The sequence below is a fragment of the Nonomuraea glycinis genome, assembly GCF_035920485.1.
GTDB lineage: Bacteria > Actinomycetota > Actinomycetes > Streptosporangiales > Streptosporangiaceae > Nonomuraea > Nonomuraea glycinis.
This window is the reverse complement of the sequence record NZ_CP109166.1, coordinates 2,281,485-2,304,354: the sequence shown is the minus strand read 5'-3', so window position 1 is coordinate 2,304,354 and position 22,870 is coordinate 2,281,485. Positions and strand designations below refer to the sequence as shown.

Annotated in this window: 21 protein-coding genes; 7 read left to right on the top strand and 14 right to left on the bottom strand. The window is 70.8% G+C overall.

Annotated features, from left to right (window positions below; genetic code table 11):
* Window positions 1-3: 3 nt before the first annotated feature.
* Window positions 4-822 (top strand): hypothetical protein, encoded by an 819-nt coding sequence (locus OHA68_RS10610; protein ID WP_327107467.1) that lies wholly within the window; start codon window positions 4-6, stop codon window positions 820-822.
* Window positions 823-935: 113 nt separating this feature from the next.
* Window positions 936-3,047, top strand: a complete 2,112-nt coding sequence (locus OHA68_RS10605) for a transglycosylase domain-containing protein (protein WP_327107466.1) — start codon at window positions 936-938, stop codon at window positions 3,045-3,047.
* Here OHA68_RS10605 and OHA68_RS10600 read toward each other — a convergent pair.
* Both OHA68_RS10600 and OHA68_RS10595 read right to left on the bottom strand, forming a co-directional pair.
* On the bottom strand, window positions 3,044-3,538 hold the full coding sequence (locus tag OHA68_RS10600; RefSeq protein WP_327107465.1) for a hypothetical protein: 495 nt from the start codon (window positions 3,536-3,538) through the stop codon (window positions 3,044-3,046). The two genes, OHA68_RS10605 and OHA68_RS10600, sit on opposite strands and share 4 nt — an antisense overlap.
* A 93-nt stretch (window positions 3,539-3,631) precedes the next feature.
* On the bottom strand, window positions 3,632-4,678 hold the full coding sequence (locus OHA68_RS10595) for a class I SAM-dependent methyltransferase (protein WP_327107464.1): 1,047 nt from the start codon (window positions 4,676-4,678) through the stop codon (window positions 3,632-3,634).
* 262 nt (window positions 4,679-4,940) lie between these two features.
* Here OHA68_RS10595 and OHA68_RS10590 point away from each other — a divergent pair, with 262 nt between their 5' ends.
* Entirely contained in the window at window positions 4,941-5,831 is an 891-nt protein-coding gene (locus OHA68_RS10590) for an SDR family NAD(P)-dependent oxidoreductase (RefSeq protein WP_327107463.1), read from the top strand.
* Between the two features lie 9 nt (window positions 5,832-5,840).
* On the opposite strand, the gene OHA68_RS10585 is transcribed toward OHA68_RS10590, so the two are convergent.
* The 7 genes from OHA68_RS10585 to OHA68_RS10555 all read right to left on the bottom strand — a co-directional run bounded on the left by OHA68_RS10585 (window position 5,841) and on the right by OHA68_RS10555 (window position 13,030).
* The gene (locus tag OHA68_RS10585; protein ID WP_327107462.1) at window positions 5,841-6,686 is read right to left on the bottom strand and encodes an ABC transporter ATP-binding protein; all 846 of its coding nucleotides are present in this window, start codon (window positions 6,684-6,686) and stop codon (window positions 5,841-5,843) included.
* 40 nt (window positions 6,687-6,726) lie between these two features.
* A complete protein-coding gene (locus OHA68_RS10580) occupies window positions 6,727-7,491 on the bottom strand; it encodes an enoyl-CoA hydratase/isomerase family protein (RefSeq protein WP_327107461.1) in 765 nt (254 codons plus the stop codon).
* Window positions 7,488-8,084: a carboxymuconolactone decarboxylase family protein gene (locus OHA68_RS10575; RefSeq protein ID WP_327107460.1), complete on the bottom strand. Its 597-nt coding sequence runs from the start codon at window positions 8,082-8,084 to the stop codon at window positions 7,488-7,490. Before OHA68_RS10575 ends, OHA68_RS10580 begins: the two co-directional genes overlap by 4 nt.
* Window positions 8,085-8,116: 32 nt before the next feature.
* Entirely contained in the window at window positions 8,117-8,866 is a 750-nt protein-coding gene (locus OHA68_RS10570) for an ABC transporter permease (protein WP_327107459.1), read from the bottom strand.
* Window positions 8,863-9,984, bottom strand: coding sequence for an ABC transporter substrate-binding protein (locus tag OHA68_RS10565; RefSeq protein ID WP_327107458.1), 1,122 nt, complete (start codon window positions 9,982-9,984; stop codon window positions 8,863-8,865). Before OHA68_RS10565 ends, OHA68_RS10570 begins: the two co-directional genes overlap by 4 nt.
* 108 nt (window positions 9,985-10,092) lie before the next feature.
* Complete coding sequence (locus tag OHA68_RS10560; RefSeq protein ID WP_327107457.1) at window positions 10,093-11,304, bottom strand: CaiB/BaiF CoA transferase family protein; 1,212 nt, start codon at window positions 11,302-11,304, stop codon at window positions 10,093-10,095.
* A 4-nt stretch (window positions 11,305-11,308) separates the two neighbouring features.
* Window positions 11,309-13,030 carry a CocE/NonD family hydrolase gene (locus OHA68_RS10555; protein ID WP_327107456.1) on the bottom strand — a complete coding sequence of 574 codons (1,722 nt, stop codon included), beginning with the start codon at window positions 13,028-13,030 and terminating at the stop codon, window positions 11,309-11,311.
* Window positions 13,031-13,236: 206 nt separating this feature from the next.
* Here OHA68_RS10555 and OHA68_RS10550 point away from each other — a divergent pair, with 206 nt between their 5' ends.
* Together OHA68_RS10550 and OHA68_RS10545 are read left to right on the top strand one after the other, a co-directional pair.
* The gene (locus OHA68_RS10550; RefSeq protein WP_327107455.1) at window positions 13,237-14,481 is read left to right on the top strand and encodes an LLM class flavin-dependent oxidoreductase; all 1,245 of its coding nucleotides are present in this window, start codon (window positions 13,237-13,239) and stop codon (window positions 14,479-14,481) included.
* 119 nt (window positions 14,482-14,600) lie between these two features.
* The gene (locus OHA68_RS10545) at window positions 14,601-15,755 is read left to right on the top strand and encodes an alpha/beta hydrolase family protein (protein WP_327107454.1); all 1,155 of its coding nucleotides are present in this window, start codon (window positions 14,601-14,603) and stop codon (window positions 15,753-15,755) included.
* Between the two features lie 55 nt (window positions 15,756-15,810).
* Here OHA68_RS10545 and OHA68_RS10540 read toward each other — a convergent pair whose 3' ends face one another.
* From OHA68_RS10540 to OHA68_RS10520, 5 genes are read right to left on the bottom strand one after another with little or no spacing between them, the layout of a single operon-like run.
* A complete protein-coding gene (locus tag OHA68_RS10540) occupies window positions 15,811-16,239 on the bottom strand; it encodes a Zn-ribbon domain-containing OB-fold protein (protein ID WP_327107453.1) in 429 nt (142 codons plus the stop codon).
* Window positions 16,236-17,405: an acetyl-CoA acetyltransferase gene (locus tag OHA68_RS10535; RefSeq protein ID WP_327107452.1), complete on the bottom strand. Its 1,170-nt coding sequence runs from the start codon at window positions 17,403-17,405 to the stop codon at window positions 16,236-16,238. Before OHA68_RS10535 ends, OHA68_RS10540 begins: the two co-directional genes overlap by 4 nt.
* 49 nt (window positions 17,406-17,454) lie before the next feature.
* Window positions 17,455-18,663, bottom strand: a complete 1,209-nt coding sequence (locus OHA68_RS10530) for an acyl-CoA dehydrogenase family protein (RefSeq protein WP_327107451.1) — start codon at window positions 18,661-18,663, stop codon at window positions 17,455-17,457.
* A complete protein-coding gene (locus OHA68_RS10525) occupies window positions 18,660-20,231 on the bottom strand; it encodes a class I adenylate-forming enzyme family protein (protein WP_327107450.1) in 1,572 nt (523 codons plus the stop codon). Before OHA68_RS10525 ends, OHA68_RS10530 begins: the two co-directional genes overlap by 4 nt.
* A 1-nt stretch (window position 20,232) precedes the next feature.
* A complete protein-coding gene (locus OHA68_RS10520; RefSeq protein WP_327107449.1) occupies window positions 20,233-21,126 on the bottom strand; it encodes an SDR family NAD(P)-dependent oxidoreductase in 894 nt (297 codons plus the stop codon).
* Between the two features lie 116 nt (window positions 21,127-21,242).
* Between OHA68_RS10520 and OHA68_RS10515 the strand changes: the two genes are divergently transcribed.
* Both OHA68_RS10515 and OHA68_RS10510 read left to right on the top strand, forming a co-directional pair.
* Window positions 21,243-22,394, top strand: a complete 1,152-nt coding sequence (locus OHA68_RS10515) for an acyl-CoA dehydrogenase family protein (protein WP_327107448.1) — start codon at window positions 21,243-21,245, stop codon at window positions 22,392-22,394.
* Entirely contained in the window at window positions 22,391-22,870 is a 480-nt protein-coding gene (locus tag OHA68_RS10510) for a flavin reductase family protein (RefSeq protein WP_327107447.1), read from the top strand. The genes OHA68_RS10515 and OHA68_RS10510 overlap by 4 nt, the downstream gene beginning before the upstream one ends.

Sequence of the window (22,870 nt, the reverse complement as noted above, 5' to 3'; positions counted from 1 at the left end):
GTCATGCCCGAGGACAGGCTGAGCGAGCTCGCCGAGCTCGCCGAGGCCGAGAACCTGTTCCGCATCCAGGACGAGGCGCCCGCAGAGGTCAAGGCCGCCCTGGGGATGGCGTCGGCCCGGATCGGCGGAGGCGTCGTCCTGGCGATGCGGGACGATCCGACGGGAGGCTGCTGGAACAAGGCGCTCGGCCTGGGGTTCGCCCGGCCGATCACCCATGCTCTCGTCGCCGAGGTCTGCGACTTCCTGCGCGAGCGCGGCAGCCCCGGCGCCCACTTACAGCTCGCCCCGTCGGTGCTGCCGCCCGACTGGGCAGAGATCTGTGCCGCCAACGGCCTGACGGCCGAGGACGAGTGGGTGAAGCTCGTCTGCCGGACCGAGGAGTTCCGGTACGGCGAGACCGAGCTGCGGGTCGGCCCCGTGGACGGCTCCCGGGCGGGCGAGGCGGCCGCGATCTTCCTGCGCGGCTTCGCGATGCCCGAGGGCGCGCTGTCGGACCTGTTCGCCACGGTCGTGCGGCTCGACGGGTTCCGCGCGTTCGGTGCCTGGGACGGCGAGGACATGGTCGCCAACGCCTACCTGCTGCTCAACGGGGAGGCGGCCGAGCTGTCCGGGGCGAGCACCTTACAAGGGCACCGCAATCGGGGGGCGCAGACCGCCCTGCTGGGGCTGCGCGCCGACGCGGCGGCGAAGGCGGGCTGCCGGTGGCTCGTCGCCGAGACGAACCTGCCGCCGGCCGGGCTCGTCAATCCGTCGCTGAACAACCTGCTGCGGGCGGGCTTCCGGCCGTTGTACGCCCGGCGCAACTGGCTCTGGAGGCCCTGACCTGCGCTCATAGGGGATCGGATATCGATTCGTTGCCGATAGCGCTATTAGACATCGCCTGACCGGATCTGGTTGGCTCCTGGCCTCTGCTGGCTGACAAACAAGGGCAAAGCATGCGTTGGGGGACGAAGGTTGCGCGGCTCGCCGTCGCGGGTGGGGCGGCGGGCGTGCTCGTGGCGGGGATCGCGCTCCCCGTCGTGGGGGGTGCGGGGCTCGGGTTCAGGACGGTGGCGAACGAGGTGGACATCAAGCCGGTCGACCTCGTCGAGCCGCCGCCGGCCGAGATCACGATCGTACGGGACGCCAAGGGGAAGGCGTACGCCCGCTTCTACGACGAGTATCGGCAGGCCGTGGCCTTCGAGGAGATCGCCGACGTCATGAAGACGGCGATCGTCGCGATCGAGGACTACCGCTTCTACGAGCACGGCGCGATCGACCTGGAGGGCACGCTCCGGGCGCTCGCCACGAACCTGCGGTCCGGCCAGGTGAGCCAGGGCGGGTCGAGCATCACCCAGCAGTACGTCAAGCAGGTGCTGCTCAACTCGGCCGACACCGACGCGGGCCGCGCGGCGGCCCTGGAGGCCAGCTACGCGCGCAAGCTGAACGAGCTCCGGTACGCCATGGGCGTCGAGGAGAAGTACACCAAGGACCAGATTCTCGAGAAATATCTGAACATCGCGTACTTCGGCGCGGGCGCCTACGGCGTCGAGGCGGCGGCCAAGCGGTTCTTCGGCGTCAAGGCCGCCCGGCTCACGCTCGCCCAGGCGGCGACCCTGGCCGGCGCCGTCCAGGACCCGAACGCCACCGATCCCAACCTGGGCAGGAAGCACCGCGACCGCCTCCTGAACCGCCGCGACGTCGTCCTGAACCGCATGGCCGAACTAGGCAAGATCACTCCGGCAGCGGCGGCCAAGGCGAAGGCCGCCAAACTCGGCTACAAAGGCACGAAGCTCCCCGGTGGCTGCGAATCCAGCAAATATCCGTACTTCTGCCTTTATGTCCGGCAGGAGATCCTGAGCAACCCCGACTTCGGCCCCACCGCCGACGCCCGCCTGAAGCTGCTCAACCGAGGCGGCCTGACCATCACCACCACGATCGACCCCGCCATGCAGGCGGCCGCGGACCGGGCCATCAAGCGGTACGTCCACGCCTCCGACGCCCCCGTGGCCGCCGAGGCCCTGGTCGAGCCGGGCACCGGCGCGGTCAAGGCGATGGCCGCGAGCAGGCCGTACGGGCGGAGCAAGGCCAGGAACGAGATCTCGTACAACGTCGTTGCGGACGCCGCGCACGGCGGCGGGGTCGGCTTCCAGGCGGGCTCCACGTTCAAGACCTTCACCCTGATCACCGCACTGAAGCAGGGCATGAAGGTCGACGACGGTCTCACGGCGGGCGCCGGATATCGCGCGCCCGGCTACGCGACGTTCAAGAACTGCGCGGGCGAGAACATCGGCGACCCGACGCACACCGTCACCAACGACGAGGGCTCCCCGGGCTTCAAGACGCTGCGGACCGGCACCTGGGGGTCGGTGAACACCTTCTTCATGGAGCTGGAGCAGCGGGTCGGGCTCTGCGAGACGGTCACCACGGCCAAGTCGCTGGGCATCCGGCGCGCGGACGGGCGCGCGCTGCAGGAGTACGAGACGTTCACGCTCGGCATCAACGAGATGGACCCGGTGACGGTGGCCGCCGCGTACGCGGCCGTCGCGGCGCGCGGCACCTACTGCGCGCCGAGGGCGATCACCCGGATCACCGACCGCGACGGCGAGGCGACCGCCTACCGGCCCAAGTGCCGTCGGGTGCTCGACCCCGCGACCGCGGACGCCACGGCCGACGTGCTGTCCGGCGTGTTCACCAAGGGCACGATGCGCCACGTCGGCGGCATCGGGCGGGACGCGGCCGGCAAGACCGGCACCACGGACGACTACGCCGCCGCGTGGTTCGCCGGATTCACCCCGGATCTGGCGGCGGCGGTGAGCCTCGGCGACCCGCGCGGCTCCCAGCGGCACAAGCTGACCGGGGTGACGATCGGCGGACGGTACTACGGCGCCGTGGCCGGGGGCACCCTGCCCGGCCCGATCTGGAAGGACACCATGGTGGGCGCGCTGGCGGGCGTGCCGCCGACCTCGTTCACGCCCATCGACCAGGCCCGGTTCGAGGGCTGCTCCGAGGGCTGCCGGCCCACGGCCGACGACGGCGACGTCACGGTGGAGCCCGGGGACGACTAGCCGGAGGGTGCGGGGGACAGGGTGGCGCGCCACTGGGTGGGCGGCAGCACGGGGACCAGTTCCTTCACCGCGCCGGCGGCCTTGAAGGTGAAGGTGACCGGGATGAAGCCGCCGCTGGGCAGGTCCTTGGTCAGGCCGGTCAGGACCGCCTGGGGTGCCGCGCCGCCGCCGACCAGCTCGTTCGTCCGTACCAGGAGCTTGTCGCCGGAGATGGTGGCGCCGGAGAACATGGGTTTCGCGCTCACCGAGACCAGCTCGTCGGGCTTGCGGCGGTCGTTCACCAGAACGAAGTAGAGCGGCGCGTCGTCCCCTGGCCGCAGCGACTTCCCCGGCTTCGCGCCGAGCACGAAGGCGTTCCTGAGCGCCATGTCGTTGACGGTCGCGTTGGCGCCCTCGTTGGGCGGGTACTCGGCGGTGCTGAGCCCCGGAGGTTCGTCGCCTCCGCACGCGCACAGCACCAGCAGGGCGAGCACCAGGATCGGCCATCTCATCGGTTCCCACAGCACAGAGCTGGGGTTACCCTCGGCCTGCGCGGACGACCCCTGGCCTGGGAAGCGATGGCCGCACGTTGGCGATGTCCAGACTCACGGCCGGATCTCGTACACCAGGTTGAACGGCGTCTCCGTGGCGCGCCGGAACCGGGTGAAACCCGCGTCCGTGGCCACCTCGCGGATCGCGGACTCGCCGGCCTGCGCGCCCAGCGCGTACCCGCCCTCCTGGGACAGGGCGTTGGGCACGCACAGGAAGGTGGAGGCGTTGTAGAACAGCCGCCCCACCGGGGTGAAGTTCTCCTCGACCTTGTCGGAGGCGTTCGGCTCCACCAGCAGCCAGGTGCCGTCCGGCGCCAGCGCCTGCCGCACCCGCCGGGCGGCGCTGAGCGGGTCGCCCATGTCGTGCAGGCAGTCGAACATGGTCACCAGGTCGAAGTCCGTCCCGGTGAAGGTCTGCGCGGTCGCCACCTCGAAGCTGACCCGGTCGCCGACCCCCGCCTGCTCGGCCCGCTCGCGCGCCAGCGCGATCGACTCGTCGTGGTAGTCGGAGCCGGCGATCGTGCTGCGCGGGTACGCCTCGGCGAGCAGCATCGACGACGAGCCGAGTCCGCAGCCGACGTCGGCGACCCGGCCCCCGGCGGTGAGCTTCGCCTCGACCCCGTCCAGCGCCGGGATCCAGCTCGGGACCAGCGCCGCCGCGTACGCGGGCCGGAAGAAGGCGTCGCAGCCGACGAACACGTCCTCGTGCTGCTCGCGCCAGGGGAGTCCGGCTCCGGTACGGAACGCCTCGGTGATGCGTGGTTCGGCGCGCATCGTGCCCAGCGAGATGAGGAACGCGGCGGGCACGTTGGGGCCGTCCGGATCGGCCAGGCAGAACGCCTGCTCCTCGCTCAGCGAGAACTGCCCGGTCTCCGGGTCGTAGCCGACGTACCCGCCCGCGGCCTGCCCGCGCAGCCACTCGGTCAGGTAGCGCGGGTGGCAGCCGGTGCGCTCGGCGAACTGCTCGGGCGTCGCGGGGCCGGCCGCGAGCGAGCGGTAGAGGCCGAGCCGATGGCCGATCACGACCGACCCGGCCGCGTCGGTCGCCGCCATGTCCGCGACGACCCGGCCCATGAACGCGTCGACCTTCTCCTGGTTCATCCCCGGCCTCCCTCGTGTCGTACCGGTCCTCACCACCAGGGTGTAAAGGTTGCCTTTCATGGCACTACCACGTGTTGGTGAGATTTTGTCCATGGTCGGGAGCGTATTAACTGTTTTAGGCATGCCGGAGCAAGAAGGGGCTAGTGCCATTCTTATGGCGATCAACCTGCGGAAACAGGGTTCAAATCATAGAAAAAGAGGATTAATTCCACTAGAGTCGCAGTGCGAATTACCCCCTATTTCTGGCAAATGGAGAAATGTCATGGCGACCTCCACCACTCGCGACCTGACGGGCCGGACCTGCATCGTCACCGGCGCCGCGCAGGGCATCGGAGCGGCCGAGGCGCGGTTGCTCGCGCGGCATGGCGCGGCCGTGCTCTGCGTGGACCGGACGGACCCCGCCCCGCTGGTGGACGAGATCCGGGCAGACGGCGGCGCCGCCCGGTCCTGGCAGGGCGACATCACCGAGCGCGGCGCGGCCGAGGACATCCTGGCCGCCGCCGAATCCCTCGGCCACCCCCTGTCCGTGCTGGTGAACAACGCCGGCATCGTGCGCGATCGGATGGTCTTCAACCTCGACGACGACGACTGGGACGCGGTGCTCGCCGTCAACCTGACCGCGCCGTTCCGGCTGTGCCGCGCCCTGGCCCGGCACTGGCGCGCGCGACCGCAGGACCCGACCCGCCGGATCATCAACACGAGCAGCGAGTCCGGCCTGTACGGCAACGCCGGGCAGAGCAACTACGCGGCCGCCAAGGCCGGGCTCGCCTCGCTGACCCTGACCCTGGCCGCCGAGCTCGCCCGCTACGGGGTCTGCGTCAACGCGATCGCCCCCAGGGCCCGCACCCCGATGAGCGAGGCGGCGTTCGGCACGCTGCCCTCCGGCGGCGACGCGCTGTCCGCCGAGCAGATCGCCACGCTGGTGGCCTGGCTCGCCGGGCCGGGCGGTGCGGACGTCACCGGGCAGGTGTTCGTGGTCGCCGGGCCCACCGTGCGGCGGATGCGGACCTGGTCGGCGCGGCAGACCGCCCGGCAGCCGGAGGACTGGTCGCCGGCCACGGCCGCGCGGCTGCGCGCGGAGCTGTTTCAGGGGGAGAGCACGCGGCACGAGCCCGCCCCGATCAGCGCGCTGTTCACCGGAAGCGAGACCTGACACCGCCGCTCAGCGGTGCCCGTCCTTCAGTGAGCTCCGGACCTCGTCCTCGATCAGCTTCCAGATGTGGTCGACGTACTGGACGAACTTCTCACTGCGTTTGGTCTCCAGGTTCCGCGGGCGGGGGATGTCGATGGGGATCTCCTCGCGAACCCGCCCCGGATGCGCGGCCATCACGATGACGCGGTCCGCCAGCAGCACGGCCTCGTCGAGCTGGTGGGTGATGAACATGACCGTCTTGCGCTGCTTCATCCAGATGTCGAGCAACTCGGTCTGCATCACCTCCCGGGTCTGCGCGTCCAGCGCGGCGAACGGCTCGTCCATGAGCAGCAGCGCGGGGTCGACGGCGAAGGCGCGGGCCAGGTTGACCCGCTGACGCATCCCGCCGGACAGCTCATGCGGATAGCGGTCCGCCGAGCCGCTCAGGCCGACGAGATCGAGGCACTCCCTGCTGCGCGCGTCCGAAGCGGCCGACCGGCGATGGCGTACATCCAGGCCGAACCGGACGTTGGCCAGCACGGTCCGCCAGGGGTAGAGGGAGTCCTGCTGGAAGACCACGGCCATGTCCCCCTGCCGGGGATGTGCCGTCCGGCCGGTCACCCGGACCTCGCCGGACGTCGGCGGGATCAGGCCGTCGATGGTCCTGAGCAGGGTGGTCTTGCCGCAGCCGCTCGCGCCCACCACGCACACGAACTCGCCGTCCTCGACGGTGAGGCTGACGTCGTCGAGCGCCGTCGTACGGATCCCGGCCCGTTCGTAGACGACGGACAGGCCGTCGACCTCCAGCAGCGGCCCCGTCCCCGCCGCTCGGGCCTCTTGGCTGTCCTCGGGGTGACGGCGGCGGAACCGGAACATGCGGCTTCCTCTCGATCGGAGCGGTGTATCGCAGCGGGTGTCACGGCTGGGTGGCGGGGAAGGAGCGGGCGTCGACCGCGGCCAGCGATTCGAGCGCGAGCCCGTGGGCCAGGCCGAACTGCAGCTCGCGCCGGATGAGCATGGTCAGGCAGGCCCGGGTGTAGCGCAGGGTGAGCGTGGTGTTCCCGGCCAGTTGCCGGGCGAGCTCCCAGGCGCGGTCGAGCAGCCGCTCCGCCGGCAGCACCTCCGCCACCAGGCCGAGCTCCAGCGCCTGGCGGGCGTCGAGGGTCTGCCCGGTGAGCAGGAAGTAGCGGGCCCGGTTCATCCCCAGCAGCCACGGCCAGACCAGGTGCACGCCGTCGCCGGGCACCACCCCGGCGACCACGTGCTGGTGATCGGCGAAGGTGGCCGACTCGGCGGCCAGCACGATGTCCGAGAGCAGCGCGAGCTCGGCGTGCTCGGTGGCCGGCCCGTTGACCGCCGCGATGACCGGCACCTCGATGTCGAGCAGGTCGAACAGCATGTGCCGGCCCTCGTGCGCGACCCGGTCCCAGCCCTGCGGGGTGGTGTTGCGCTTCTCGAAGGCCATCTCGGTCAGGAAGTCGGCGCCCTTGCCGGTGAGGATGACCACCCGGTTGCCCGGGTCGGTGGCGATCCGCCGGAACGCCAGGGGCAGCTCGCGGTGCGCCCGCTCCGACCACTTCAGCGATCCGCCGTCGGTGTGCAGGGTGACCTGCAGAATGCCGTCGTGGCGCACCATCTCGACGTCGGCGAAGCGGTCACGGTAGTCCTCGAAGTCGCTCACGGCCGGCGGCCGTCCGGCGCCCACGCCTGGTAGCCCGGTTCGAGCGGCACCTGGAAGGTGGCCATCAGGGTGGTGAGCGCCCGCCAGATCGCGATCACGTAGCAGATCTCGACGACCTCGCCGTCATCGGCCAGCAGTGACGACAGGGCGCCCAGGGTCTCCTCGGAGATCCGGTCATCGCGCACCATCTCGTCCACCGCGTGCATCACGGCGCGTTCCGCGGGTCCGAACCCCGGGTGCGCCGCGCCCTCGCGCACCCCGAGCACGTCGGACGGCCGCTTGCCAGGCAGGTCGACGTCGACCGTCGGGGAGAAGTGGTGCGCCCACAGGTACTCGGAGCGGGTCACCCAGGCCACCCGCATGATCGCCAGCTCACGCAGCCGGGTCGCCTCCGGCCGTACGGTCAGCCGCCCCTCCCACAGGATGCGGTCGTTGATCTCGTTCTCCACCCGGCCGGACTGGGGTGAGTTCAGCAGCATCCGGTAGAAGTGGATGCGTGACATCTCCTCGCGCATCCCGGCCGCGACGGCGGCCCGTGCTGCGTCCTCGACCGAGAGCATCGGCACCAGGCCCTGTGGTTCGTCCGTTGACATAGCGGTCCTCTCTGATGAGTGCGGCGGCGGGCTCACGCCTGGTCGACCTTCCACGGGGCGACCCGTCGTTCGAGCCATTCGAAGACCTTCACGAGCACGACGCCGGTGACAGCGAAGATGATCACGCCGGCGAGCAGGGCGTCGGTCTGGAAGTACTGGGAGGAGACGAGGATGCGGTAGCCCAGGCCGCTCTGGGAGCCGAAGAGCTCGCCGACGACGACCCCGATGAGGCCGCGCCCGATGCCCATCCGGATGCCCGCCACCATGAACGAGATCGAGGTCGGGAACCGGACCATGGTGAACAGCTGCCGCTGATTGGCGCCGAACGACCGCGCCGCCTCCAGCAGTTGCGGGTCCGTCGCCCGGATGCCCGCGTCGGTGTTGATCGCGATGGGCAGGATGACGAGCATGAACACCAGGAGCACCGTCTTGGTCTCGCCGATGCCGAACCACAGGATGAACAGCGGCGCCAGCGCGACGATCGGGGTCGCGTAGAACCCGTTGATGAGCGGGTCGATGTAGTCCTTCGCGCGGCGGCTCGTCCCGAGGAGCAGGCCGAGCGCGATGCCGAGCAGGAGGCCGCCGGAGAAGCCCTTGGCGAACTCCCCGGCGCTGACGAGCAGGTCCCCCTGTAGCGTCCCGTTCTGCCACATCGTCACGATGGCGCCGCCGGTGGCGATCGGGCCCGCCAGGAACAGCGGGTTGCCGACCAGGTACTCGGCCGCGATGTGCCACACGACGAGGAAGCCGAGGAAGCTGACCACACCACGGTGACGTCTCATGCCGGCGTCTGGCCGTCAGGGAGCAGGCCCTTCGGGCCCGGCCCGTTCTTCACGCTGTCGGGCAGCGCGTCGTAGGCGGCCTTGACGTAGGAGTTGTCGATCAGGTCGTCGAGGTTCGCCGGCGCCGACGCGTCCAGCGACCCGGCCGACTTCATCAGGGCGATCGTGCGGGGGACCACCTCGGAGGCGATCACGCCGTCGCGCGGGTAGGCCCCCGCTGTCACCCAGGTGTACGAAGCCTCCGCGATCCCCGGCTCCACCTGGGCGTTCTTGGCGAGCAGGTCGATCACGGCCTGCTTGTTGGCCGGGTCGTAGAGGTAGGCGATCGAGGCCAGGTAGCCCGACAGGAAGGCGCGGGTCGCGTTCGGGTGCTCGGTGACCCAGGGCTTCATCGCGTTGATGCCGAAGAAGGACAGGTTCTGGTATTCAGGCACCTGCTGCAGGTCGTACAGGATCTTGTAGCCCTGCTCCTCCAGGAGTGAGGACGTGGGCGGCAGCACGGCGATGCACTTGATCTGGCCCGACTTCAGCGCGGCCAGCGCGGGCCCGGCGTTGAGGTTGACGTTGGTCAGCTTGAAGTCCTTGTTGAGCTTCAGGCTCCCGCCGTGCTCCATCATCTTCGACAGGTAGAGGGCGTCGCCGATGCCCTCCGGGTTCTGCGCGCCGCAGGTCGCGCCCTTGAGATCGGCGAAGGACCGCACGCTCGGCGGGACCACCAGATACTCGGGGTAGCTGCGGTAGCCCTCGGCGACGTTGATGACGCGCGGGTCCTTCTGGTGGGCCAGCACGCCGGCGTCGTACACGGTGGAGGTGAACTGCACCGAGCCGCCGATGAGGGCGGCGAGCGCGTTCGGGCTGGACTGCGAGTAGATCATCGACACGTCCAGGCCGTGTTCCTTGAAGATGCCGAACTCGACGCCGACCTGGATGGCCCAGTTGCCGGCGTTGGCGGTGACGCCGGTGAAGACGACCTCCTTCACCTCGGGCTCGGTCGCGGCCGGGCCGCTCGCGGCGGCCGAGGTGGTGGCGGCGGGTTCGGCGCCGCCGGAGCCGCACGCCACGGCTGCCAGGAGCACGGTCAGGGCAGAGAGGGACTGGATGGTACGAGCAACGCGCATGGGGGGCATCGATGTCCTCCGGGGACTCGGAATGCGATGGCATGACCTCACCCGAGCCCCGTTAACGTGGCCGTTATCCGGTGGTGCAGCGGTCCGGGGTGACGATGATCAGGCCGGAGGGCCGAACGCGCCGGCGGCGCCGAGTCTCAGCACGGCTTCGTCGTCGTATTCCAGCAGCTCACGCAGCACGTCGTCGCTGTCCTCGCCGAGCTGGGGGCCCCGCCGGTGCTCGGTGCGGCCGGGGCCGACCCGGACCGGGCTGCCGACCTGGCGCACCACCCCGAACCTGGGGTGCTCGGTCTCGACGACCAGGCCCCGGGCCACCGCCTGCGGGTCGGTGAGCGCCTCGGCGACGGTGTTGACCGGGCCGCAGGGGACCCCGGCCGCACCGAGCCGCGCCAGCCACGCGGCCGTGCTCCGGCTCGCGAAGGCGGCGTCCAGCAGCGGCAGCAGCTCCTCCTCGTGCCGCAGCCTGCCGTCGAAGTCGGCGAAGCGGGGGTCGTCGCGGATCTCGGGGGCGTCGATCGCCTCGGTCATGCGGGCGTAGAACTTCTCCTTCGGGCACGCGACCACCAGCCAGCCGTCCGCCGTCCGGAAGTTCTGGAACGGCACCAGCGAGGGGTGCGCCGAACGGGCCCGGCGGGTGGGGGTGAAGCCGCCGGTGAGATGCCAGGTGGCCGGATAGGTCAGCATGGCGAGCGCGGTGTCGTACAGGCTCAGGTCGCAGTCCATGCCGACGCCGTCGCGGCGGGCGGCGAGCACGCCCGCCAGCAGCGCCTGCCCGGCGACGAGGCCGCCGCAGAAGTCCACGATGGACAGCCCGGACTTGGTGGGCGGGCCGCCGGGCTCGCCGGTGATGGACATCCAGCCGGCGATGCCCTGCATGATGTAGTCGTAGCCGGGCTCGGCGCGTCTGGGCCCGGTCATGCCGTAGCCGCTCAGCGAGACGCAGACCAGGCGTGGATTGAGGTGCTTGAGCTGCTCGTAGGTGATGCCGAGCCGTTCGGGGACGTCGCCGCGCAGGTTGGAGTAGACCGCGTCCGAGCGGGCCACCAGCGCCTCGAACACCTCGCGGCCGGCGGGGGAGGACAGGTCGAGCGCGATGCTGCGCTTGTTCCGGTTGAACGTCTCGAAGAACAGGCTGTCGTTCTCCTCCTGGAACGGCGGGATGTGCCGGCTGACGTCGCCGCCGGTCGACGGGTCCTCGATCTTGATGACGTCGGCGCCCAGGTCGGCCAGGTGCATCGTGCCGAACGGACCGGCGCCGAACTGCTCGACGGCGATGACGCGCACGTCGGAGAGGGGCAGCGGGTGGGTCATGGTCTCACCTCGGAGGTGTGGGGACGATGGGCAGCACGAGGGCCGAAGGGTGCCGGTCGTCATGGACGATCGTCTGTACGGCGGGGCGCAGGCCGGCCTCGGAGGACGCCGTGCCGTCCTCGGTGTTGCTGTGCCGGTCGTACTTCGGGAAGGAGCTGGAGGAGACCTCCAGCCGGATCCGGTGACCGGGCAGGAAGACGTTGCTGGTGGCGATCAGGTCCACCTCGACCCGGACCGGCCCGTCGCCGGCGGTGGTGACGCGCCGGATGCCGTCGCAGAGCAGCTCGGCCCGGCCGTCGGGGTGGACGTCCACCAGCTTGGCCGTCAGGTCCGTGGCCGGGGCGGTGGAGCGCAGGTAGAGCACGGCGTGCACCGGACCGGTGACCTCGACCGGCTCGCTGAGCGGCTCGCCGGTGTAGACGAGGACGTCGGCCCGGTCCTCGATCGCCCGCTGGTCCATCGGCCCGGAGTTCCCCGCCGGGTTGGGCAGGTAGGCGGCGCCGCCACGGGTGGGCACGGGGTGGCGGGGGTCGTACAGGAACGTGTCGTGCGGCTCGGCCTCGCCCGGCGGCTCGGGCGTGAGCCGGCCGTCGCCGTGGCGGGAGTTGGCCGCCCCCGCGCTGCGCAGGAACCACTCGGTGGGCCGCGCGCGGGCGAGCGGCCACTCCTGCTCGTCGCGCCACTCGTCCACGCCCATCACGAACAGCCGCACCGGGGGCAGGCCGGGCCCGGCGCCGTCGGCGAGGTGCTGGTCGAACCAGGCGAGCTGCAGCCCCTCCATGTCCATCGTGGACGGGAAGCGCCGCTCGGGGCCGCAGGTGTCGCCGAACAGCGCGGGCGACCACTGCGTCCACGGGCCGATGATCAGCCGCTGCCGTTCGGCGGCCGGCCCACCGGCGGCCTTGATCGCCGCGTGGCCGGCCAGGTTGCCGTCCAGGTGCACGTTGTACCAGCCCGCCACGTGCAGCACGGGCAGCTCGGTGCCGGCCAGCGCGGCCCGCGCGCTCAGCTCCTGCCAGTACGGGTCGCCGGGCGGGTGCGCGAGCCACTCCCGGTAGTGCGGCGCGATGCCCTCCAGGGCCGGTACGTCGTCCAGCGGCAGCCGGCGGAAGGCGGTGTCCGGGTCGCGCAGGGCGCGGGACAGCTCGGCCGCGGCCTGCCGGTGCCGGTCCGCGCCGTCCCGGGCGACCGCGCGGCGCACCTGGTCGGGAGCCAGGTTCGCGAGGCTCCACCAGAGGTTGAAGCCGAGCTGGAACACCCCGCCGCGCCAGACCCAGCCGTCGTCGAACTCCGACGCGGTGAAGTGCGGCACGATCGTGCGCAGCGCGGCCGGCCGGTGCCGCAACGCCTGCCACTGCGGGACGCCGTTGTTGGAGGCGCCGTACATGCCGACCCGGCCGTTGGACCACGGCTGCGCGGCGGCCCACTCCACGCACGCGGCGGCGTCCTCGCCGGAGCGGGCGAACGGGCGGAACGGCTCGTCGCCGCCGGAGCGAAACCGGCCGCGCGCGTCCACGACGACGACCACGAACCCGTGGTCGACCGCGCGTTCGGGGTTGATCACGCCGTTGACCGAGGCCCAGTTGGCCTTGTCGTAGGCGGTGAACTGGAGCAGGACGGGACGCCGCCCGGGAGCCGGGTCGCGGTGCACGTCCGCGCGCAGCACCATGCCGTCCGGGAGCGAGATGGGCAGGTCGCGCTCGCGCAGAACGGAGGGGCGTGTCACCTCGTGGTCACCCGCTCCGGCCGGCCTTGGACGTGACGCATCAGAACCTCCGTGGGGTGACCGCCGGATGTCCGGTTTCGTCCGGCACTGTGTTCTATGACCAGGGCCGTTAACCCGTCGTTACCGGCCTCATGGAACGGCTCTGTAACTGCGCGCCCCTTGGATACCGGTATTGGCTTCGGTCACATACCACTGAGGGGTGGATATTGAGCGTCAAGGCGATTGTTCAGTTGTATCCGGTCATTCCCGCAGAAGGCGGGGCCGCCGGACGTGCGGCCAGGCGTCCTCTCGGCCGCGACCGGGACGAATACCAGAAGATCATGCGGGACTGGGCGAAGATCGCCAAGGCCGCCGAGGATCTGGGCTACTGGGGTATCGCGGGCATCGAGCACCACTTCCACTCCGAGGGCTACGAGGTCGCGCCGGCTCCCGGCGTGATCAACGCGTGGCTGGGGGCGCAGACGAGCCGGATCAACATCGGCACGAACGGCTACCCGCTCGGCACCCATGACGCCATCCGGGTGGCGGAGGAGTGCGCGGTCCTGGACCACATGCTGGAGGGCCGCTTCTGGGCGGGCGTCAGCCGCGGCTACCAGTCCCGCTGGACCGACGTGCTCGGCCAGCACCTGGGGGTCCAGGCCACGCTCTCCGACGGCAGCGCGATCGACCAGGCCAACCGGGACATCTTCGAGGAGCAGCTCGACCTGATGCTCAAGGCCTGGACGGAGGACTCCTTCGACTTCAAGGGCTCCAGGGTCCAGGTCCCGTTCCCGTACGACACCGGCATCGTCGGCTACCCCGGGGTGGACGTCACGGCACGCATGGGCGCGCTGGACGAGGTCGACGAGCACGGCGCCATCCGGAAGATCTCCGTCACCCCGCCGCCGTACCAGCGGCCGCACCCGCCGGTGTTCGTGGCGTCGTCGAGCTCGGAGGAGTCGATCCGCTACTGCGCCCGCAACGGCTTCGTCGTGTGCAGCTTCTCACCCGCGTCGATCACCTCGAAGTTCGCCCAGATCTACGCCGACGAGGCCGCCAAGGCCGGTCACCCGGTGCCGCTCGGCGCCAACCAGGCCCCCGTACGCTGGCCGCACATCACCGACTCGGCGGCGGCGTACGACAAGGCCCTGATGGACTACGACGCGGACATCTTCGAGAACTTCTACGCGAAGTTCTTCAAGAAGAAGATGCCGGTCGGCGCGGACGTGCTGCAGGGGATGAAGGACTCGGGCCTGTTCCTGGGCGGCACCGTCGACCAGGCCAAGGCCCAGTTCGCGGCGGAGTGGGAGCAGGTCCCGTACGAGTACTCGGTGCTGATCTGGCACTGGGCGCAGCAGCCGGTGGATGATCTGATCCGGGAGATGGAGCTGATGGCCACCAAGGTTTACCCGGAGATCGGGGGCCTGGCCGGCCCGGAGGAGCGCCCCCGGGCGCAGTGGGCCACCACCTGACCCGTTCCGGAGCCCGCCGGGTAACGGCGGGTGTAATGATCCGCAGGTAAGACTGGATGCCCGCAGATATCCATGGACGTGCGCGGCGCCATCGCCACACCGTCTCGCGAGGAGTCGCCGTGTTCGAGTTCTTCCCGGGCAACCACGCCTGGTCGTCGACCGTGAATCTGGCGCTGATGGCCGGGGGCTCGATCGGGGACATGCACCGTTGGCTGGGCCCGCTCCGGGACGCGCCGGCGGCGGACCTGGACGCCTGGGCCGCGGCCTGGGCGTCCATGGCGCACCAGCAGGAGCTGCTCGCCGCCGCCGACGTCAAGGCCGGATACCTGGCGACGGCGGGCGGGCGTTACCTGCGCGCGTCGGTCTACCACGCGTGCGGGCAGCGGCAGATCCCGCTGGGACCGACGAAGTCCGAGAGTTACGCCGCCGCCCTGCAGGCGTTCGGGAACGCCGTGGACTACGGGAACATCTCGGTGGAGCGGATCCACGTCGACTCCCCCGACGGCATGCTGCCCGGCTACCTGATCGCACCGGACGCGGCCGAGCCGCGGCCGGTGGTCATCGTGTACGGCGGCCTCGACCTGACCAAGGAGCTGCTCTTCGCCGTCGTGGGCGGCACGTTCGCCCGCCGGGGCATCACCTGCCTGGTCATCGACACGCCCGGCACGGGGGAGCTGATCCGGCTGCGCGGCGTGCCGACGCGGCCGGACTACGAGGTGCCGACCGCGGCGATCATCGATCATCTGGAGACCCGGCACGACGTGGACGGGCGGCACGTCGCCGTGCTGGGCATCAGCTTCGGCGGCTACTACGCCGCGCGGGCCGCGGCCTTCGAGCCGCGCGTCTCGGGCTGTGTCACGTGGGCCGGCCACTGGGACAGCGGCGCCCTCTGGCGGCGCCGCTGGAGCGAGGGGGCCGACGGTGAGCCGGCGTCGTGGTTCCTGCCCTGGGTGACGGGCACGTCCTCGATCGAGGCGGCCTTCACGAAGCTCGACCGGCTGACTCTGGCCGAGGTGTGGCCGCTGGTGAAGCAGCCGCTGCTCATCGTGCACGGGGAGAACGACCGGGAGATTCCCGTGGCCGACGCGCACCGGGCCTTCGCGGCCGCCGGCGCGGACGACAAGCGGTTGCGGATTTTCACCGCCGAGGAGGGCGGCGCCGAGCACATGCAGACCGACGACCCGCGGCCGGCCCTCGACCTGATCTCCGACTGGCTCGCCCTGCACCTGCCGGTGGCGGTGTGCCCGCCGGTGGCCTCGCTGCGGACCGTCTGACCGCGCGAGCAAGCAAAGCACCCGCGGTCAGATGGCCGCGGGTGCTTACTTGTGGTCAGGTGGCTGCCGGACGCCAGAACGGCAGGGCGGCCTCGTCGTTCAGCGGCACGAACTCGACCTCGACCCGCATGCCGATGCGGACCTCGTCCACCTCGCAGCCGATCACCGTCCCCATGATCCGCGGGCCCTCGTCCAGCTCGACCATGGCGACGGCGTACGGCGTCCACTGGTTGAACGGGAACGCGCCGGACTGCCGCACCACCGAGAAGGTGTGCACCACGCCCTTGCCCCCGGTGGTCAGCCAGCCCGGGGTGTCACCGCACGCGACGCAGATCGAGCGGGGGTAGAACTGCCGGCCGCCGCACGCGGGACACTCCTGCACCAGCAGCTCGCCCTGGACGGTGGCCTCCCAGTACGGCCTGGTGACCGCGTCCAGCAGGGGCACCGGGCGGCCGTCCATCTCCGGTGTGCTCAACTTCGTCATGCCTTGTCCTTTCCGAGGATCACAGTGCCCATCGCCGAGAGCCAGCCGCCGGACCCGCAGGCGAGCGCCACCTCGGCGTCCTTCACCTGTGCCGCGCCGGCCTGGCCGCGCAGCTGACGGACGGCCTCGATGAGCAGGAAGATCCCCCGCATGCCGGGGTGGCAGGAGCTCAGCGCGCCACCGTCGGTGTTCATCGGCAGGCTGCCGCCGAGTTGCAGCGCGCCGGAGGCCGCGAACGGGCCGCCCTCGCCCTTCTTGCAGAAGCCCAGATCTTCGAGCATGAGCAGCGCGGTGATCGTGAAGCTGTCGTAGAGCTGCACCGTGTCGACGTCGTCCGGGGTGAGACCGGCCTGCGCGAAGGCCTCCTGGCCGCTGCGCTCGGCCGCCGTGCGGGTGTAGTCGGGCATCTGGCTGATGTTCCAGTGCGTCTGAGCCGCCGCGGCGCCGAGGATGTGCACCGGCGGCTGCCGCAGGTCGCGGGCGCGCTCGGCGGTGGTGACGATCACCGCGCCGCCGCCGTCGGAGATCACGCAGCAGTCCAGCATGTGCAGCGGGTCGGCGATCATGCGGGACTTGAGGACGTCCTCGATCGTCATCGGCTTGCGGTACTGCGCGTTCGGGTTGAGCCCGGCGTGCGTGCGGCAGGCCACGGCGATGGCCGCCAACTGCTCGGAGGTGGTGCCGTACTCGTACATGTGCCGCTGCGCGGCCATCGCGTACGCGCCGATGAGGGTGTTGCCCCACGGCGACTCGAACTGCAGGGCGCCGGGGACCTTCGCGCCCGCCTCCTTGGCCCCGAAGCCCGGGTTGGTGCCCGACTTCGTGTACAGGTCCGAGCCGTAGACGATGAGCACGGTCGTGCACAGGCCGGCCTGGATGGCGGCCATCGCGTGCTGGACGTGCAGCTCGAAGCTGGAACCGCCGACGGCCGTGCCGTCGAAGTAGCGCGGGTTGATGCCCAGGTACTCCGCCATGGCGCCGGCGTTGTCCGGCTGGGCGAAGTCACCCTGGGCACACATGAACCCGTCGATGTCGCTCTTCTTCAGGCCGCAGTCGGCGAGGGCCCGCTGGGTGGCGAGCGCATGGTGCCCGACCGCGTCCAGATGCGGTGCCTTGGGATAGTCGCTCAGGCCGATGCCGGCGATCACTGGGGTGCGGTCAACCATGGATGGGCTTCTCCTCGGGTGGGCGGTGGTGATGATGAGGTCGGTGCGGTCAGCGCTTGGGCTCGCGGGGAAGACCGAGGATGCGCTCGGCCATGATGTTGCGCATGATCTCGTCGGTGCCGCCGGCGATCCGCCGGGACGGCACGCTGAGCACCAGCTCGGCCCAGACGTAGGTGCCCCACTCGCCGGTGTCGGCGGTCATCCGCGGGCCGAGGATCCGGCCGGCGAGCCTGCCGATGGCGAGCAGGTTCTCCGAGTCCATCAGCTTGATGATCGAGGACTCGGCACCTGGCTCGCCGCCGGCGGCCAGCGCGGCGGCGGCGCGCGCGGCGGTCCACCGGATGACGTCCCGCCGGATGGCGATCTTCGCGAAGTCCTGGCGTACCTGCTCGTCGTCGCTCAGGCCGAAGTGCCGGATCAGCGCCAGCAGCCGCTCGACCGGGTCGGACGCCGGCGGGGCGCTGCGGAAGCCCATGGACACCCGCTCGTTGCCGAGCGTGGTCATCGCCACCTTCCAGCCGTCGCCCGGGTTGCCGAGCACATGGCTGTCGGGGACGAACACGTCGTCCACGAACACCTCGTTGAACGCCTCGCCGCCGGTCATCTGCCGCAGCGGGCGGATCTCGACCCCGGGGTCGTGCATGTCGATCATCAGCATGGTCAGCCCGGCGTGCTTCGACGCGCTGGAATCGGTGCGGACGAGCATCTCGCCGATGTCGCTGAAGTGGCCGCCCGAGGTCCACACCTTCTGGCCGGTGACCCGCCAGCCGTCGCCGTCCCGTACCCCCCGGCTCTTGACGCCGGCGAGGTCGGAGCCCGCTTCTGGCTCGGAGAAGAGCTGGCAGGCGAACAGGTCCGCCCGGTAGAGCGCGCGGAGGTAGCGCTGCTTGACCTCCTCGGTGCCCCACGCGAGCAGCGTCGGCGCGACGATGTGGTGGCCGACCACGAAGCAGGCCTCGGACGGCAGCTCGTACGCCTGCGCGACCTCGTCGAACAGCTCCTGGTAGCGCGGGTCCTTGCCGCCGCCGCCGTACTCGGGCGGGCCGGTGAGCCAGCCGAAGCCCGCGTCGAAGAGCGCGCGGCGGAAGGCCGAGGCGGCCTCCACCATGCGCAGCTCCTCCTCGCGGGTCGGCTCGGCGCCCGCGCTGAGCTCGTCGGGGCCGTTGCCCCAGCCGGCCTCCAGCTCGGTGATGGGTTTGGCGTGCGTGTTCAGGAACGCCCTGACGGCCTCCTGGAACGCAGCGTGTTCTTCGCTCACGTTGACTCCCGCAGCAGACGGTGGAGCACCTTGCCGCTGGCGTTCTTCGGCAGGGCGTCGCGGTGGATTCGGATCTGGTCGGGCACCTTGTACTTGGCCAGGCGCTCGCGGCAGAACCGCTGGATGTCCTCCGCCGTGGCGTCGGACTCCGGCGCGAGGACGACGTGCGCCCGCACGGTCTGTCCCCAGTGCGGGTCCGGGACGCCGACGACGGCGGCTTCGAGCACGCCGGGGCAGGCGGCGAGGGTCGACTCGATCTCGATCGGATAGACGTTCTCGCCGCCGCGGATGATCATGTCGTCCTTGCGGCCGGCCAGGTACAGATAGCCCTCTTCGTCGAGGTAGCCCAGGTCGCCGCCCTTGAACCAGCCGTTCACGACGACCTGGGCGGTCTTCTCCGGCTGGCCGTAGTAGCCGCTCATGACCATGTCGCTGCGCGTGACGATCTCGCCGACCTGGCCGAGCGGCACCTCGTTGTTCTCGGCGTCCCAGATCTGCAGGTCGATGTTGTAGCCGGGCCGGCCCACCGAGCCCAGCAGGTGCGGGTGCCCGTGCAGCGCCCGTACGTGGTCCTCGGGGGTGAGCACGGTCTGCATGCCCGCCTCGGTGCCGGCCCCGAACCCGTTGTAGAAGTCGCAGTCCATCACCGCCATCGCGCTGGTGAGCAGGTCGGGCGACATCGGCGCGGCGCCGTAGAAGACCGATCTCAGCGTCGCGAAGTCGGCGGGACTCACGCCCGGCTGCCGCAGCAGCGAGCTGATCATGGTCGGGACGAGGAACACGTCGGTGAGGCCCTTGCGGAACCAGGTCAGCAGCTCCGCCGGGTCCCACTGCGGGATCAGCAGCGACGTCGAGCTCCGGCAGATCGCGTTGAGCACCAGCCCGAGACCGGCGACGTGGTAGAGCGGCGAGGCGGAGTAACGGAACTCGTCCCGCAGGAAGCGATACTCCAGGACCGCGTTGGCGGACATGGTCTTCCACATCCGGTGCGACTGCATGACCCCCTTGGGCAGGCCGGTCGTCCCGCTGGTGAAGGCGAGCGCGATCACCTCCTGCTCCTCGACGACCGCCTCACGCAGGACCCCGTCGGTGCCCATGAGCAGGACGCGCTCGTACGGGACGGTCCCCTCGGCGCCGCCGTACCCGATGACGTGCTCAAGGTGGGCGAGCTCCGGCCACGCCCGCAGCACGTCCGGCGCGTACCGGTCGCCGACGAAGATCCAGGAGGCTTCGGCGGTGCGCAGCAACGTGGTGATCTCGGCGGGCGAGAGCCGGTAGTTGAGCGGGACCGCGACCGCGCCGAGCTTGAACAGGGCGAGGAACGTCTCGACGTACTCCGGCGAGTCCGTGGCGAGGACGGCCACCCGGTCGCCCTGCCGCAGGCCCATCCGCTGCAGGCCGCGAGCCAGCCGGTGCACCCGGTCGCGGACCTCGGCGAAGCTGCGGGTGCCCGACGGGGAGACGAAGCAGGCCTGGCGCGGGGTGCGCCTGGCGGCCATGTCGATCCACTCGCCGATCTGGATCCTGGACTGGGGGCGGCCGACGATGCGGGTGCGGGGCGCCGTCATGTCACTTCCCCAGCATCGAGGCGAGCAGGTTCATCTCTTCCATGCTGTTGCCGGGGACCTGGTAGCCGGTGTCGTCGAAGACCTCGTCCAGATGGTCGCGGATGTCCTCCGCGGTCAGGTCGCCCTTGAGATAGCCGCGCGTGACGCCGATGAAGACCCGGGCCACCCGCCCGCCGCCCGCGCTGAGCACCTCGCCGGACAGCTCGCACGACTCGTGGCAGAGGAACGCCACCGCCGACGAGACCAGGGCCGGATCCAGGTAGTCCGCGAGCGGGTTGTCGAAGCCGCTGGTCATCCGGGTCATGGCGACCGGGCCGATGGCGTTGGCCGTGATGTTGTACTTGCGCCCCTCGATGGCGAGCACCTTGATCAGCCCGACCAGGCCCAGCTTGGCGGAGGCGTACGACGCCTGGCCGAAGTTGCCGAAGAACCCGGCGGACGACGAGGTCACCACGACCCGCCCGAACCCCTGGTCACGGAAGAGGGACCAGGCCGGCCGGGTGACGTTGAAGGCTCCCTTGAGGTGGACGTCCAGCACCGGGTCCACATCGTCGGGGCCGGTGTTGTGGAACGTCTTGTCGCGCAGGATGCCGGCGTTGTTCACCACGATGTCGACCCGGCCGAACGCGGCGACCGCGGTCTCGATCACGCTCCTGCCGCCCTCCTCGGTGGCGATCGAGTTCGTGTCGGCCACCGCGGTGCCGCCGAGCGCCTCGATCTCCTTGACCACGATGGCCGCCCGGTCGCGCTCGACGCCGTCCCCGGACAGGGACGTGCCCATGTCGTTGACGACCACCTTCGCGCCCCGGCGGCCCAGTTCGAGGGCATGAGCCCGGCCGAGCCCACCACCGGCGCCTGTGACGACGGCAACTCGATCATCGAAGCTGAGATCCACGGTGACTTCCTCCTTGTTCGGCCCAGGTCGCACGATCGCGCACGACTAGTTACTGCGGTCGTTACTGCTCCGGCCGCTCATGCCGGGCGGCACACCAGGTCCGTACGGTCCCTGCCATGAGCGAACTTCAACAGTTGGCTGACGCGACTGCGACGTTCACCGGCCTCGCCGAAGAGCACGAGGATTTCCGGGACAGCGTCCGGTCGTTCGTCGAGCGCGTCTCTACGGAGTCGCAGGTACGCCGCCTCATGGACACCGACGACGGGTACGACCCGGTGGTGTGGCGGCAGATGGCCGAGCAACTCGGTCTGCAGGGGCTGGCCATCCCGGAGCGGTTCGGCGGCTCCGGTGCGTCCTTCCTCGAACTCGGCGTGGTGCTGGAGGAGATGGGACGGGCGCTGCTGTGCTCCCCGTTCTTCTCCACCGTGGTGCTGGCCGCCAACGCCCTGCTGCTGTCCGGCGACGAGAAGGCCCAGGACGACTTCCTGCCCGGGATCGCCGACGGCGGCACCATCGCCACGGTGGCCGTCACCGAGAGCTCCGGCTCCTGGCTGACCAGCGACCTCGCGATGCGCGCGGTGGCCGGCGACGGCGGCTGGACGCTGTCCGGCGCCAAGTCGTTCGTCGTCGACGGTCACGTGGCCGACCTGCTGCTCGTCTTCGCCCGGAGCGACACCGGGATCTCCCTGTTCGCGGTCTCGGCCGACGCCCCGGGGCTGACCAGGACGCCGCTGCCGACCATGGACCAGACCCGCAAGCAGGCGGTGCTCGACTTCGACGGCACCCCGGCCCGGCTGATCGGCGCCGAAGGGGCCGCGGGTCCGGTGCTGGAGCACCTGCTCGACCTGGCGGCGGTCGGCCTGGCGGCCGAACAGATCGGTGGCGCCCAGCGGTGCCTGGAGATGTCCGTCGAGTACGCCAAGGTCCGCACCCAGTTCGGGCGGCTGATCGGGTCGTTCCAGGCGATCAAGCACAAGTGCGCCGACCTGCTGATGGCGGTCGAGTCGGCCCGGTCCGCGGCGCACGTCGGCCTGTACGCCGCCGCGTCCGACCTGCCGGAGCTGCCGGCCATCGCGAGCCTGGCCAAGGCGTACTGCTCCGAGGCGTACACCCTGGTGGCCGGTGAGAACATCCACATCCACGGTGGCATCGGCTTCACCTGGGAGCATCCTGCGCACCTGTACTTCAAGCGGGCGACGTCGTCGGCGCTGCTGTTCGGCGGGGCCGACCAGCACCGGGCGCGCTACGCGGAGCAGGTGGGCGTATGAGCGCGCTGCCCGCGATCGCGAGCGAGGACCTGCGCAGCGCGATGGGCTGCTTCGCGACCGGCGTCGTGGTGATCACCGCGACGCTGCCGGACGGCCCGGTCGGCATGGCGGTCAACTCGTTCGTCTCGGTGTCGCTGAACCCGCCGCTGGTGCTGTTCTGCGCGGGGAACACCTCGACCACCTGGCCGGCGATCAACGCGGCCGGGCACTTCTGCGCCAACGTCCTGTCGGCCGACCAGGAGGCGCTGGCCCGCGCGTTCGCCCGCAAGGGTGACCGTTTCGCCGGCGTCACTCACACGCCGGGGGTCACCGGCGCGCCCGTGCTGGAGGCGGTGCACGCCCACCTCGAATGCAAGATCGTCGACACCTACGACGCCGGCGACCACACCGTGGTGATCGGCCGCGTGGTCGACCTCGACACCGACCAACGGGCCGCGCCGCTGCTGTTCTACCGCAGCGCTTACCGGCTGTTCTGA